This is a genomic window from Corynebacterium sp. 122RC1 (genome assembly GCF_024580955.1).
GTDB lineage: Bacteria > Actinomycetota > Actinomycetes > Mycobacteriales > Mycobacteriaceae > Corynebacterium > Corynebacterium kozikiae.
In genome coordinates this window covers 65,648-79,867 of sequence record NZ_JANIKD010000009.1, presented here as the reverse complement: position 1 = coordinate 79,867, position 14,220 = coordinate 65,648, and the positions used below count along the sequence as shown (strand labels likewise).

Annotated in this window: 13 protein-coding genes; 4 read left to right on the top strand and 9 right to left on the bottom strand. The window is 60.2% G+C overall.

The window, feature by feature from the left end; genetic code table 11:
- Positions 1-17: 17 nt before the first annotated feature.
- Positions 18-275: a HypC/HybG/HupF family hydrogenase formation chaperone gene (locus NQ050_RS06135; RefSeq protein ID WP_257038413.1), complete on the bottom strand. Its 258-nt coding sequence runs from the start codon at positions 273-275 to the stop codon at positions 18-20.
- 6 nt (positions 276-281) lie between these two features.
- Positions 282-1,622, bottom strand: coding sequence for a nickel-dependent hydrogenase large subunit (locus tag NQ050_RS06130; protein WP_257038412.1), 1,341 nt, complete (start codon positions 1,620-1,622; stop codon positions 282-284).
- Positions 1,623-1,681: 59 nt separating this feature from the next.
- On the opposite strand from NQ050_RS06130, the gene NQ050_RS06125 reads away from it, so the two are divergent.
- Positions 1,682-2,080: a hydrogenase maturation nickel metallochaperone HypA gene (locus NQ050_RS06125; RefSeq protein WP_257038411.1), complete on the top strand. Its 399-nt coding sequence runs from the start codon at positions 1,682-1,684 to the stop codon at positions 2,078-2,080.
- On the opposite strand, the gene NQ050_RS06120 is transcribed toward NQ050_RS06125, so the two are convergent.
- From NQ050_RS06120 to NQ050_RS06095, 6 genes are all read right to left on the bottom strand, one after another.
- Positions 2,069-2,653 (bottom strand): hydrogenase maturation protease, encoded by a 585-nt coding sequence (locus NQ050_RS06120; protein WP_257038410.1) that lies wholly within the window; start codon positions 2,651-2,653, stop codon positions 2,069-2,071. The genes NQ050_RS06125 and NQ050_RS06120 overlap by 12 nt on opposite strands.
- Complete coding sequence (gene cybH, locus NQ050_RS06115) at positions 2,650-3,816, bottom strand: Ni/Fe-hydrogenase, b-type cytochrome subunit (RefSeq protein WP_257038409.1); 1,167 nt, start codon at positions 3,814-3,816, stop codon at positions 2,650-2,652. Before cybH ends, NQ050_RS06120 begins: the two co-directional genes overlap by 4 nt.
- Positions 3,813-5,555 (bottom strand): nickel-dependent hydrogenase large subunit, encoded by a 1,743-nt coding sequence (locus tag NQ050_RS06110; RefSeq protein WP_257038408.1) that lies wholly within the window; start codon positions 5,553-5,555, stop codon positions 3,813-3,815. The genes cybH and NQ050_RS06110 overlap by 4 nt, the downstream gene beginning before the upstream one ends.
- Before the next feature lie 27 nt (positions 5,556-5,582).
- Complete coding sequence (locus tag NQ050_RS06105; RefSeq protein WP_257038407.1) at positions 5,583-6,935, bottom strand: hydrogenase small subunit; 1,353 nt, start codon at positions 6,933-6,935, stop codon at positions 5,583-5,585.
- 263 nt (positions 6,936-7,198) lie between these two features.
- A complete protein-coding gene (hypB, locus tag NQ050_RS06100) occupies positions 7,199-8,005 on the bottom strand; it encodes a hydrogenase nickel incorporation protein HypB (RefSeq protein ID WP_257038406.1) in 807 nt (268 codons plus the stop codon).
- 124 nt (positions 8,006-8,129) lie between these two features.
- Positions 8,130-8,513, bottom strand: a complete 384-nt coding sequence (locus NQ050_RS06095) for a hydrogenase maturation nickel metallochaperone HypA (RefSeq protein WP_257038405.1) — start codon at positions 8,511-8,513, stop codon at positions 8,130-8,132.
- Between the two features lie 74 nt (positions 8,514-8,587).
- Here NQ050_RS06095 and hypF point away from each other — a divergent pair, with 74 nt between their 5' ends.
- The gene (hypF, locus tag NQ050_RS06090; protein ID WP_257038404.1) at positions 8,588-10,942 is read left to right on the top strand and encodes a carbamoyltransferase HypF; all 2,355 of its coding nucleotides are present in this window, start codon (positions 8,588-8,590) and stop codon (positions 10,940-10,942) included.
- Here the strand turns inward: hypF and hypE are convergent.
- Positions 10,939-12,048 carry a hydrogenase expression/formation protein HypE gene (gene hypE, locus NQ050_RS06085; RefSeq protein ID WP_257038403.1) on the bottom strand — a complete coding sequence of 370 codons (1,110 nt, stop codon included), beginning with the start codon at positions 12,046-12,048 and terminating at the stop codon, positions 10,939-10,941. The two genes, hypF and hypE, sit on opposite strands and share 4 nt — an antisense overlap.
- 299 nt (positions 12,049-12,347) lie before the next feature.
- Between hypE and NQ050_RS06080 the strand changes: the two genes are divergently transcribed.
- Together NQ050_RS06080 and hypD are read left to right on the top strand one after the other, a co-directional pair.
- Positions 12,348-12,617, top strand: a complete 270-nt coding sequence (locus NQ050_RS06080; RefSeq protein ID WP_257038402.1) for a HypC/HybG/HupF family hydrogenase formation chaperone — start codon at positions 12,348-12,350, stop codon at positions 12,615-12,617.
- 116 nt (positions 12,618-12,733) lie between these two features.
- The gene (gene hypD, locus NQ050_RS06075; RefSeq protein WP_257038401.1) at positions 12,734-13,876 is read left to right on the top strand and encodes a hydrogenase formation protein HypD; all 1,143 of its coding nucleotides are present in this window, start codon (positions 12,734-12,736) and stop codon (positions 13,874-13,876) included.
- The last annotated feature ends 344 nt before the right edge of the window (positions 13,877-14,220 follow it).

The window sequence follows — 14,220 nt, the reverse complement described above, 5'->3', positions numbered from 1 at the left end:
AGCCTTGGGCGAGTGCTTCAGTGCGGCGGATTCACGGGCGGGTTATCAATGAGATCGAACTCCTCGATTGTTGCCAAAGACTCCCGCGCGCTCGATTCATCCACGATTGTCATGGCAAAGCTGTTTTGGATCAGCACCCAATCCCCCACTTGCACTTCCGGGACGTATGCAAAACAGCATGGCCTGCGTTGCCCCATCACATCAATGACTCCCATAGGCAACGGATCGTCAGTTGGGCCAAGCTCAATAACTTTTGCGGGTATTCCAAGGCACATCGATACTCAGCCCTTCCCCTTGAACGGTTCATACTCCACTTCAATGTTCATCATGCCTTCTGGCGCCTGGGTGCATGGCAAGCAGGGGTCCGCTGCACGCACGGCTTGTTCCATCGCGTACTTCATGCGCTCCTGCCCACCTTCCTCTCCTGCGTACTGCACAAACGCCGCGCCCAACATGTACGCAAGCCAGGGTTCATTTTGCGCAGTGGGGCTCAAAATCTGGCACTTACGCAACACTCCCCCTTCCACCTCATATTGGTGCATCAGCAATCCTCGCGGCCCGTCCACTAGGCCCACCCCAATGCCGTCGCCAACCTCTCGCGCTGGCTCCTGCCCGAGCTGCGCCACAACATGCGGAAACTCCTCCACAAGGGTACCGACGCGCCCAAGCGCCTCTCGCACCAAAGCAACCTGGGCGGCTGCAGCACCCAGCTCCTCGGGGAAACGAGCGGTGGGGCCCACTTTGAAGGGCACCCATTGTCCATGCAACCGCAACATCGGCCGCGGAGCAATCGCGCCCGGGATCGTCTCTATGAGGTTCGCAGCAAACTCCGCGGCGCTGTAGCGTTGGGTCGCTTCACCCAGGGTCACTTCCACTTCTTGGCCCAGTGGGTTCGCGTCCGCGAGCCGTACCGCCGCGCCGGGAAACGGTGGCAGCTTCCACTTCCGGTGGTGAGAGTTGTTGGCGTTCGCCTCCGCACTGTTCACGGCACTGTATGCAGCGTCCAGGAGTTCGGCTGCTGCATCGAGCGCGTCAAGGATCGCGTGCCTCTGCGTGGTTGCGGTTTCGCTGCTTTGGCCATTCTGCCAGCCTGCGGGGATGCGCACGCCGCCTGGTATGGCAACATCCGGGAAATGCCCCATCGCACCCGCCAATGCGAGCGCGTTCTTCCCGATACTTTTCACGGCAATTTGTGCCTGCCGCCCCTGGGAGGCAATCACCCGCGGCCCCAGCACATCCAACACGCTGCCGTAATGGAGCAACGCACGAACCTTTAAGGCGGGCTCCGAAGGTTGCTCCGAAACTAGTTGATCAAGTGCCGCAATGCCCGCTAGGTGATGGGTCACCGGGCATAATCCGCACAACCGGGTGACCAGTGCGGGAACCTCCCTAGCTGGTTTGCCCACCAGGAAGTCCTCCACTCGTGGCACTCCATGGAGGTCAAAGTGGGCGATGCCAAAAGGATCGCGCTCCCAATCTTCCTTGCTCGGGTACATCTGCGATAGCCCGGCAGGAGGGCTAGTACTGATGATCACCTTCGCGGCGAGCGGATCCACCACCTGGCCAATCGAGATGGTGGCGCGGCGAGTATGAGAGGCCTCGGGGGTGGTATTCGCGTTCACAACCTTGCAATTCCTTTCCAGAATCCAACCTACTCTTTCACACCCCTACACTGGACGGTATGCACGAACTTTCCTTGCTCACCGGCGTTGTCCAGGCCGTGAGCACTCAGGATGCCACCCAAGAAGCTTTGCGCATCGGTGCCACCGTAGAGGCCGTGGGGCTGAAGGTGGGAAGGCGTTCCGGTGTGGTCATCGAGGCCCTTACCGCAGCCTGGCCAATTGCTTCATCCGGCACATGCTGCGAAGACGCACGGCTAGAAATTGAGGATGTTCCGGCAACCATCTGGTGTGCCAATTGTGTAGCGGAACAGGAAATCGACGAGTTCTTTGCCCTCCTGTGTCCAGTATGCGGGCACCCCACCGCAGAAATGCGCCAAGGCAAGGAGTTTGCGCTTACGTGGATTGAGATTAGTTCGGGTGAACCGAGCCAACCGGCAGCTCCGCAATCAGCAACCTGAGCTAGCACTTTCGCCGCCGCACAGCCCGAGCCACGCATCGAGCACCTCTTTGGCCTTTTCCACCGCCAAAGGAACCGAGGCTTCCACCTCCGGGGAGAGGCCAACATGCAGCTCCGCGCTTCGAGCTACGATGCCCACCACCACAACCTCTTGTGGTTCTGAACCAAGCAAGCGTGCCGTGGACAGCAAATCCAAAAGCCCCACTTGATGTGGTGAAACAGCCTGTTTGCGGAGGCGGGGCAATTGGTCCCCAACGTAGGTGAGCACCGTGCCTGGAGGATGCACCGGGTGTGTGATGGCGTCAAGCACCAAGAGCTTGGTGGCGTCCTGGATATCTGGCAGGATCTCCATGCCTGAGGTGCCGCCGTCGATGAACTCCAGCGTCATCCCTACCGCAACTCCGTCCCCTCCTCCGGCACTGGCCCCTCCTCCGGATCCAGCACAGGCTCGGGCGCGCCCAGGTTCCCCCTGGTCACCGTAACGCGCCTGCAGACGCTGCAAGATGGCCAGGCCGGCTGCGTCGTCCGCCATGATTGGATTGCCGATCCCAATCACATGGATGCGCGCGCTCATTCGATCTCGGGGGCATCTACTGGGCGTGACCCTGTGGGCAGCCACACCGCGCCGTTGACCATGGAGGACACACCGCCGTGGTCTTCCAAGGAGTCAGCGCGGAACGCCAGGTACACGTGCACCACCACGAAAGCCCAGATGATGAACATCACGGCCGCATGGAAGAGCCTTACCGCAGGCACGCCAAACCAGTGGATTGGGTACGCGAGCACAACGTAGAACCAATTTGTCTGATCCGCCAGAGCATACAGGGACAAACCGGTGAACATCTGCACCCCGCACATCGCATAGATACCGGTGTAGGTGAGCTGCTGCAGGCCGTTGTGCCCCACATATTGCGGCGCCTCTTTGCTGAGGAACATGTAGAACTTGGCCGTCCCCAGCAAGTTTTTCAGGTCCTGCTTGTTGTAGATCGGCCATAGAGCTCGCCAACGCATATGGGGTTCTTTGGCAAAAATGAACAAACTCACGCGCCACAGCGCAAGCGCAATCCAACCCACGCCGCTGGCAATGTGCACAAAGCGCACAATCCCCATGAAGTAGCCCGTGTCTTGGGTAGCCCCAGGGCCAAAGAAAGGATCCATGATGTAGTAGCCGGTGATGGAAAGCAGCACGATGAACGCCACGTTGAACCAGTGTTGGAACCGCAGAGCCAGCGGCCACAACTGCACCCGCGTGTAGCCAGGGCGCGTGGGGGCCAAGCGGAAGCGGTGGCTGCACACACCAAAACTCACAATGCCGGCGAGCTGAAAGTCATCCGGGGTGTCCGAGTTGAGGTCCGCAATAGCCACCGCCATGCATTTGCGCCCCGCCTTCTGCATTGCAGCAAAGTGTTTTCGGGCAAGAATCCGCTGCTCTCGGTTGGCGTGGGATGCCTCCATCACCGCGTCCACATCACCACGCATTACTTTGAGGTCGCGCCTGGCGGAGCGCACATACACCTGGCGGGCTTCCACAATGGAATAGGGCCGCTCGGGCGTTCCTGGGCTGAATGCACCCGCCTCATAGGTGCGGTCAGTGGTTCTCCGCAGCGCCAGATCAACCGGGCTGTTGGAAGTTTCCGGCACGATTGCCGCCAGGCGGATCAGCGTCTCCTGGCCATAGATGTCCACCGGAAAGCTGGAGATAACGGAAAGCTCTGGTTGATGGGTGTTTGCGGTCATTGGGTCATCACCTGGAACAACTCTTCACCCTCAGCATCCAGCAGGTGCACCGCGCAGGACATGCACGGGTCAAAGGAGTGAATTGTGCGCAATACTTCCAGGGGCCGCTTCGCATCCACCAAGGGATGGCCGCCACCAGCCAAAGCCTCTTCATAGGGGCCGCGGTTTCCGGCAGCGTCACGGCCACCGGAGAGCCAAGTGCTCGGCACCACCGCCTGGTATTGGGAAACCAACTCATTCTCGATGGTCACATAATGCGAAAGCGTGCCACGGGCCACCTCCAACATGGCAAAGCCGGAGGTCTCCTTGGGCCAGGAACTCGGCTCCCAAAGGCGGGGATTGAACACGTCATAATCGCCCTCCTTGATTCCCTGGATGAACTGCGGCAACAGCTTTTCCAGCATGTTCGTGGAGGTGGTTACGGCTTCCACGGCCCGCGCCAGAGTGCGTCCGCCCGTGGAGTTGAACTGCTCAATGCGGATGCCCAAGGTCCGCATGGCCTCGTCTACCAAGCGCTTCGTCTCCGGTTCGTTCTGGAGGTAAGCCAGCAATACTCGCGCAACTGGGCCCACCTGGGTAGGGCGGCCGTCGTAACGCGGGGCCTTGGACCAGGTGTACTCCTTGTTTTCTGCCAGCCATTCATAAGGCGGCTTGGGGCCGGTGTAACGCGGCGTGGTTTCACCGATGGCCGGATCCAGCCCGGCCTCGTTGCCAATGGAGTACTCCAACCATGCGCTGGCCACGTATTCCTTGATCTTGCCGGGATCCAGCGGATGCAGCGTGGTGTAGTCACCGTCCAGAATCACACCGGGCGTGATCTCGGGGTGGGCGAAGGAAAGGGAGCGTTCTAGCTGGTCACCGCGAACGCAGGCGCCGGCCATACCCACCGCCATGAAGGTGTCTGCAGATTTTCCAATGTCAAAGTAGTCCTTATACACCCCCATGATCGCCATGGCGTCCGGCAGGTAGCAGCCCACCACAAAGTTTTCTATTTCCTCTGTCCACGCCTGGATTTGGTCAATTGCCACCTGGTTCACCGTCTCGGACTTGTCCGGGTCGATCGAACACGCCATGCCACCCACCAGGAAGTTTGGGTGCGGGTTCTTCCCGCCAAACACCGTGGTGATGCGAATAATGGAACGCTGGAACTGCAGCGCATCAAGGTAGTGGCTCACCGCCATGAGATTGGCCTCCGGCGGCAGGCGATAGTCCGGGTGGTCCCAGTAGCCGCCGGTGAAAATGGAGAGCTGGCCGGAGTCCAAAATGCCCTGCACGGTTTGCTTCACCTTGGCAAATTGCTCCGGGGTATTGCCTTTCCAGGTGGAACCGATAGAGCGGGCAAACTCCGCGGTCTTTTCCGGATCAGCCTCCGCCGCCGACACCACATTCACCCAATCCAGGGCGTGCAGGTGATAGAAGTGCACCACATGGTCATGCACTTCCTGCGCGGCCAGCAGCAGGTCCCTGATGAGCTGCGCTTGGCGCGGGATCTGGGTGCCGATGGCATCTTCCACCGCCACCACCGAGGCCACCGAGTGCGTTGCGGTACACACGCCACAAATGCGCCCGACAAACGCCCACACGTCGCGCGGATCACGCCCCTGCACAATCGTCTCGATGCCTCGGTACTGGGTGGCTTCGCTCCAGGCCTCTTGCACCTCACCGCCATCCACCTCCATCTCAATGCGCAGGTGGCCTTCGATGCGGGTCAGGGGGTCTACAACAATTCGTTCTGCCATGGTTCCGGCTCTTTCTTCACACGCAGGCTAGCTGGGGTTCTGGGGAGGATTGTTGGGCGCGCTCTCTGGTGGGGTGGGGCTTTCCGACGTCACCTGTTGGGGCGCATCGCCACGGACCCCCGCGTAGGTTTCTATGGTTTCCAAATCCCCATTTGCCCGGCGCACGCTGATTTGGCGCATCATCGTGACACCACCATGCACCGCCACGCCCGCGGCGGCAGCGCCGACCAGGCCCCAGCCAACCTTTTCGACGCTGGACTCCACGCCGAATCCCCGCACGTTCGGCAGCTCCGTGTAGAAGGGAGTGAATCGGTCAAAGAAGTGCTTTTCCGTGCAGCCAATGCAGGGGTGTCCAGCTCCGATGGGCCAACCGGACTTCAGGTTCCACTGAATGATGGGGCAAGGGCTGAAAGTGGAGGGGCCTTTACAACCAACCTCGTAGAGGCACCAGCCGTTGCGAGCGCCTTCGTCATCAAAACTGCGGACAAACTGGCCGGCGTCGAAGTGCGCGCGGCGAGGGCAGGAATCGTGGATGCGCTGGTCGTAGGCAAACAGCGGGCGGCCCTCGGCATCCACCTTTGGCGGCTTACCGTGCGTGAGTAGGTAGGAAATAGTTGCGGTGATCACCTCCCCAATTGGTGGGCAGCCGGAAACATTGATCACCGGTTTGTCTTTGATGATCTCGTCCACCCCCACCGCATGGGTGGGGTTTGGCCGAGCTGCTTGCACCGAGCCGTACACCGCGCAAGCGCCCACTGCGAGGATCACAGTTGCGTTTTCCGCAGCCTCCTCAAGTACCTGCAAGGAGGTCTTGCCACCGATCATGCAGTACACGCCGTCTTCAGCCAGCGCAACGGATCCGTTGACCACCAAGATGTGTGGTTGTTCGTTGAGTTCGTGCAGGGCTTGCTCAGCGGCTTCACCAGATGCGGCCATCACCAGCTCGTTGTAATTTACCGAAAGTTGGTTGAGCACTAGGTCTTCCACAGTGTTGCCGCCTGAGCGCAGCACGGATTCCATGCAGCCAGTGCATTCCTGCAATTGCAACCACGCCACATTCGGTTTGGTCACCTGGCCAATTGCTTGCGCGATCTCTTCAGCTTCCTGCTCCTGGGCCATCGCCGGAAGCGGCACTCCAGTGGCGAACACTGCCGCCAACCCCGAGCACATCTTCATGAAATCCCTACGTGAAACCCCCTTGTGCTGCAGGTTTTCCCACAGGGTGCGTTTTTGCCACACACCCGGCAGGCCAAACAATTCCTCCGGGGATTCTCCCCAAGGTGACCCAGCCCCACTTCCTGCTTCTCGATCCTGACGGTCCAGTGCGCCGGCCTGGAGGGGGTCGGGGGAAATGTTCGCCGTTGTTTGGGCGGTATTCATTGCAACGTCTCCGCTTCCATGAGTGAATTCATTGGGAAGCGAGGAGGCTCAAAACACAGACCCAACACACCTGCCGCTTCCGTTCGTGTTTCACGCTACTCCTTGCCAATTGCGGCCAAATTGAGTTTTTGGAAAACACCGCAAACGTCACAAAGTTTTCTGTCACAAACGGGTGTGGGCTACCCCCAGGAGATTGACCTTATCTGGGGGTGCCGTACTCGTTGGTGTTGGTGCCAGGGGCGCTGCCTGCGATTGATGGAGCGTTACCCCCGCTGCTGGGATTGTTTCCGGATCCAGGCGAACCACTGCTCAAGGCCCTCTCCAGTCTTGGTGGATACCTCAATTACGGTTGCCTCGGGGTTGACCTGCGCGATGTTCTGTGTGAAAAGATCCAGGTTGAAATCGAGGTATGGCAGAAGGTCAATTTTGTTGATCACGACCACTTCCACGCTGCGGAACATCACCGGGTATTTGAGGGGCTTGTCTTCGCCTTCGGTCACGGAGGCGATCATGACTTTCTTGTGCTCACCCACCTCAAACTCAGCGGGGCAGACCAGGTTGCCCACATTTTCGATCATCACCACATCCAGCGTGCTCAACTCCAGACCTTCGAGCGCTCGGGACACCATTGGCGCATCCAGGTGGCACTCCCCGCCAAAGCCGTTTCCGGTGTTGAGGAGGGATACTTGCGCGCCGAATCCGCGAAGGCGGTCAGCGTCGATCGCCGTTTCGATGTCCCCTTCCACCACACCGAATCGGAGGTCTTGACCCAGCTCGGCGAGGGTCTTTTCCAGCAACGTGGTTTTACCGGCGCCCGGTGAGCTCATCACATTGATAGCCAGCACGCCGTGTTCAGCAAAGGCAGCGCGGTTGCTCGCCGCGCGGCGGTCGTTTTCACTAAAGATGTCTTCCAACACCTCTATGCGCTCGCGGCCCGTCTCATAGCCGGAGTGGTCCCCTACCTCATGCGTGTGTTCATGCGTGTGGTCATGGTGATGATCGTGTTCGTGATCGTGGGCATGATCGTGGGCGTGAACAGTGCCGTCCTCGTGACGGTGGAATCTTCCCATGGTGTGCTCCTTACATGGTGTGAATGTATGAATGTTGCGGTGTCTCTTCTCACAGGCCCGCACCCCAACAGGCCGGCAACCCAGCAAACTAGCCGCGCGCGGAACCCTTTAAGCTCTGGCTGCGCTATCCCCCTCCTGCTCTCCCAGCGATTGCGGTTTCCACTTCAATTTCTTGCACTTGAAACTCCTCCCCCGCGATTACCTGTGCAATTTCCCCGCATTCGGGGCAGGTGAGGCTGAGGTATTGATCGGCGCTGAGCTGCGTGACGTGCCCTTGTGGGCACTGAATTTGGGCTGGCACCCACTCAATGTGCAGCTCTGCCTCACGTAACGCGGGGTCTGCGTGGCGGGCCCGAACAAATTGCCATGCATACTCCATTGAGCTGGGCACAACTTGGCGGAGGGCGCCGATGCGGAGGTTAATCACGCGCACAGGTTTTCCTTGGGCCGCGCGGGATACCACCGCGGCGAGCTGGGTACTCAACGCCACTTCATGCACACTGTTCACGGTACTCCGCCAACGTCCTGAGCAACGGCCAAACGAGCACTTCTACAGAGTCCAGGGGACTAACATTGTGCGCTATGGAACCCCTTCCCCACACCGTGCCCGCGTCCGGTCCCGGGCCGGACAGCCCTGTAGTACGCCGGCGCGTGTTGCTGCGAGGCGTGGTTCAGGGCGTGGGGATGCGCCCGCACATCGCAAAGGTTGCCGCCAGATATCCCCTCAGTGGGTGGTGCAGTAACAACGATGTGGAGGTGACCGTCGAGCTGCAGGGCGGTGCCGCTTCGATTCAGAAGTGCATTGCGGAAATTGTGCGCACTCTTCCTCCCCTCGCATTCATTTCCGACGTCCAGGAAACCAGCATCGCACCCGCCGCCGAAGAATTGGGGTTCCGCATTCTCGCCTCCACTCATTCCCAAGGCGCGCGCACGCTGATCCCGCCGGACGTTGCGCCCTGTGAAGACTGTATGAGGGAGTTCCACAGCCCAAGCGATCGCCGCTACCACTACCCCTTCATCACCTGCACAAACTGTGGCCCGCGCGCCAGCATCATTCGCGATCTCCCCTATGACCGCCCCAACACCACCATGCGCGTGTTCCCCATGTGCCCACAGTGCGAAGCCGAATACACCGACCCAAACGACCGCCGCTTCCACGCCCAACCAATCTCCTGCCCCGACTGCGGCCCCACGATGTGGCTCGAGCGTGCCGACGCCCCCAACTCCGCAGCACCCAGCGCAGCACGGGGGAATCCGCAGCAAGTTATCGCCGAAGCACAAAAGCTACTGGCAGAGGGCAAGATCCTGGCTGTCCGGGGTATCGGCGGGTTTCATTTGATGGCTAGCGCCACCCACCCGGAAGCAGTTGCTCGCCTGCGGCAGCGCAAGGCGCGACCACATAAACCCTTTGCGGTGATGGTCCCCGATGAAGCAACGGCACAAGAAATTGCACGCTTTGATCAGCATGAGCTCGCGCTTTTGCGCTCCCCTGCGCACCCAATCGTGATCGTCCCGCAACGCCCCATTGAGGAAAGCGAAGTAAAACTCAGGATTGCGGAGGAGGTTGCACCTGGCCTAGAGCAATTGGGCCTGGTACTGCCCTATTCCCCGCTGCATACCTTGTTGGTGGACACGCCGGTGGTTGCCACCAGCGGCAACCCAAGCGGCGAGCCGTTGATCACGGATAATGCGCAGGCGCGCGAGGTGCTGGGCAGATTTTGTGATGCGTTCTTGTTCCACGACCGCGAAATACACCTGCCCATTGAAGATTCGGTGTACCTCTCCACCACACCGGTGCGCCGGTCGCGTGGGATGGCGCCGTTGCCGCTCAAACTTCCCGCCACGTTGAGTGCCCGGCGCGCGGAGCTTCCGAGCGTATTTGCCGCTGGTGGGGAGTTGAAAAACACGGTGTGTTTGACGGCTCATGGCCAGGCTCACATTTCGGCGCATGTGGGGGATGCTGCGTCGGTACGCGCCCAGCAACTTTTAAGCCGCACGTTTGAGCAGCTTTGCACCATGCGTGCGCAGGTCCCTGAGGCGATTGTGTGCGATTTGCACCCCGGGTATGCCACCACATCCTGGGCGCAGCGGCTTGCCGAGGACCTTGACGTGCCCTTGCTGCAGGTCCAGCACCACGAGGCGCACGCGGCGAGCATCTTGGCGGAACACAATGTTTCCCAACCTGCCGTGGTGATCGCTGCGGACGGCACGGGGTACGGTACCGACGCCACCATCTGGGGCGGGGAGATTTTTGCAACCGATGCCCAGTTCAACATGGTTCGCCGCTGGCATGTGCCGCACTTCCCGATCGTGGGCGGCGACGCCGCTGTGCGCCACCCCTGGCGCCTCGCCATTGGGGCTGCCGCGGCATGGGGTCTTGGCCGGCCGCGCATCGCCGAGCTGGTGGACGCAACGGAACTGGCGTTGGTGGACTCGCAGGTACATGGCGGGAGGTTCAGCGTCGCAACAAGCTCGCTGGGCAGGCTTTTCGACGCCGCAGGGGCGCTGCTTGGTTGCGGTGACTTCGGGCGTGCGGTCAGTTATGAGGCTCAGGTGGCCATGGAGTGTGAACAGCTCGCGCGCAAAGGGAGCTGCCGCTGGGACGCGGTGAGCACCGTTGAGGAGGCTTTCGCGCAGCTCATGGCCGCTTCAGACCAGGCCGCACGGGATGTTGGCGCACGCGCGGATGCCGCCCGGCAATTCCACCGCCACCTGGCCCAAATCCTTGGGGTGAAGGCCGCGGCAGTGGCCGCTGACATTGCCACGGATGTGGTGGCAATCACTGGCGGCTGCGCCCTCAACCAGCTTTTGGTGGCGGACCTTGAGGAGTTTCTTGGGCGCCTTGGGCTCACCTTATTGCGGCACCGCTTGCTCCCGCCGAACGACGGCGGGCTGAGCTATGGGCAGGCGGTGCTTGCCACGGCGCGATTGCTTTAGCAGATGCGCGGGAGTGGGTCGCCCACCAATTTGTCCACCATGCGGGTGCCTCCGAAGGCGGTCACCAGCACCACGCACGCCTCCGGTTTTTCCACGATGCTGCCAATCAACCTTGCTTCCGGCGCTCCTGCCTGTTGCACTGCGGCCTGGGCCGCGTCGGCACGCTCCTGTGGAACCACTGCGAGGAACGTGCCCTCGTTGGCAACGTAGAGGGGGTCGATGCCGAGCATGTCGCAGGCAGCGCGGGTCATGGGGCGCACGGGGATCGCTTCATCCTCCAGCACCACGCCAAGGCCGGTGGTTTCCGCCAGCTCATTCATCACCGTGGCAACGCCACCACGGGTAGCGTCGCGCATCCATCGCGTGTTGGGGACGGCCTGCAGGAGGGCATGAGTGAGGGAGGCAACCTCGCGGGTATCAGACTCAATGGGGGCATCAATGGCCAGGTCCCCGCGGGCCATCATCACGCTCATCCCGTGGTCCGCAATTGGCCCGGACACCAGGATCCGATCGCCCACCTGAACCTGCGAAAATCCCAGTTCACGGCCCTCGGGGATCAGTCCAACGCCCGCTGTGGTGATATACACTTGGTCACCCTTGCCCTTGGGCACCACCTTGGTATCGCCTGTTGCGATTGTGACCCCGGAGGTCTCCGCGGCCTGCTTCATCTGCTGGACCAGCCTGCGCAGCGTCTCAATGGGCAGCCCCTCCTCCAAAATGAACGCCACGGAAATGAACTGTGGCACCGCGCCTGCCACTGCCAGGTCATTCACGGTCCCATGAATTGCCAGCTCACCGATGGAACCACCGGGAAACTCGATGGGATTGACCACATAGGAATCCGTAGAAAACGCCAGTTTGGCACCTGGATGTTGCTGCTGGCTGAGTGCCAGGTCCAACACGGTGGAATCACCGCCTTGGCCGAGCAGATCATTGCCGTACTCATCAAAAAACACGTGCTGCAACAAGCTGGCGGAAGCCTTGCCACCGGCGCCGTGGGCGAGCGTAACGTACTCATCCTTCAACCTCCCGCCGCGGCGCCGCACACGCGCAATTGTGTTATTGACCTGCTGGGCGTCCTCATTCAAGCGGTTTTTCGGTTCCACGGGATTCTCCTTATTCGTGGGGCGCGGTGTTTGGGGTGCAGTTTTTGCTTGCAGCTTTCATGCTAATCCTGCTCTTCTTTGCGGCACCCAGTTTTAGGCATAAGGCAAGGGAGTTGCGGCTGCGATTTTGGTGCCCGCAGAAGATGCTGAGGAGTAAAGTTTTCAAGAAAGCACGCCTTACTGCCATTGGCCGTTGTGCCATCGGTTTTTGCAAGCGATTTGATCGGTGTTGGGCGGTGCTCGCAACAATGGAAACGTAGCAATGGAAACGTAGCAAAGTCGCATAAAGGAGTTCGCCCGTGTGCCTTGGAGTTCCTGCACAGGTAGTAGAAATCTCTGACCCAACACGGGCCACCGTGAGCATTGACGGAGTGAGCAGGAAAGTTTCCACGGACCTCCTCTTGGCAGACAATCTGAGTGTTGGGGACTGGGTGCTCGTCCATGTGGGCTTCGCCCTCAGCGTGATTGATGAGGATGAAGCCCAACTCACTTTGCAACAAATTAAACAGCTCGGCGCGGACACCTTTGAAGACGAGCTGGATTCTTTCAAGCAGTCACAAATTGAGTAGTGCGCAACTCACCCCAACACGGGGCGCCAACAGTGCACTAAAAGTGCACCGACGGGGCACCGCCCATTGATTGTTTGAAGGCTTTTGAGAACTACTTGAGGACTATAAGGATTCCAATGAAGTTCGTAGACGAGTTCCGTGACCCGCAGGCCGCGAGGCAGCTCATTGAGCGCATCGAGCACATGGCCACACAACTCTCCCACCCCATCAAGCTGATGGAAATCTGCGGCGGCCACACGCATACGATTTACCGATACGGGCTGGAAAACCTGCTGCCGAACACAATTGATTTTGTGCACGGCCCCGGCTGCCCCGTGTGTGTAATTCCCATGGGGCGTGTAGACGACGCCCTGTGGTTGGCCGCCCAGCCGGGGGTCATTTTGACCACGTTTGGTGACATGATGCGGGTGCCCGGTTCCGAGCGTTCCCTCATGCAGGCCCGCGCCCAGGGCTGCGACATCCGCTTTGTGTACTCGCCACTCGACAGCTTAAAAATCGCCGAGGAAAACCCACAGAAGAAGGTGGTGTTTTTTGCCGTCGGCTTTGAAACCACCGCCCCTTCTACCGCGGTGACCTTGCGGTATGCCAAGCAGCGCGGGGTGAGCAATTTCAGTGTGTTCAGCAACCATGTGACCATTGAGCCACCGCTACGCGCGATCGCCGACGGCGGCAAGACTCAAGTAGACGGATTCATCGGCCCCGGCCACGTGGCAACCGTGGTGGGCACGCAGGCATTCGATTTCCTCCCCGAAGAGTTCAACCTGCCGGTTGCGGTGTGCGGGTTCGAGCCTTTGGACATCCTCCAGGGTACGGCCATGTTGCTTGAACAATTCACTTCTGGCGCGGTGGATGCGGGGCATGCTGCGGTGCAAAACCAATACGCCAGGGTGGTGCGTCCCGAGGGCAACGAAGCCGCCCGGGCCCTTTTGGAGGAAGTGTTTACAATCCGCGACACCTTTGAATGGCGCGGACTCGGCTGGCTCGAACGTTCAGGGATGGGCATTGCCGACGCCTACGCGGACTTCGACGCCGAACGCATCTTCAATGTCCCCGGCAGGCGCGTAGAGGATCCCCCAGCATGCGAATGCGGTTCCGTGCTCACCGGCCACATCAAGCCGTGGCAATGCAAAGTGTTTGGCACCGCCTGCACGCCGGACACCCCAATTGGCACCTGCATGGTGTCCCCAGAGGGAGCTTGCGCCGCCTACTACAACTTTGGCCGCATCGACCGTGAGCTCACGGTACAGCTCGGACGGTGAAGCTATTGGGGTACTGAGGCTCCCGAGGCTCCCGACCGCGTTTTCCCCCCGCGTCCACAACCCAATAAATGGGCAAAACCTCGCCCCAAAGGCATGGGGCGGGATCCTTGAGCCAACGGCGTTTGCGCTGGTAAATCGTTGCTTCCCTGCCAGGACTAATCCTCGGAATCATCACGGTCATCCTCCAGGCCATCCAGGTTTGGCAGAACCGGAAACCGAGATACAAGGGCAAACACCGCAAATAACCCCGAAAGGAGCAGTGCCATGAAAACCCATGGCGCACAGTCAGCGCTATCGCCGCACTCGTCGTAGCCGGAATTTACGCCACCACACCAAACCCGATA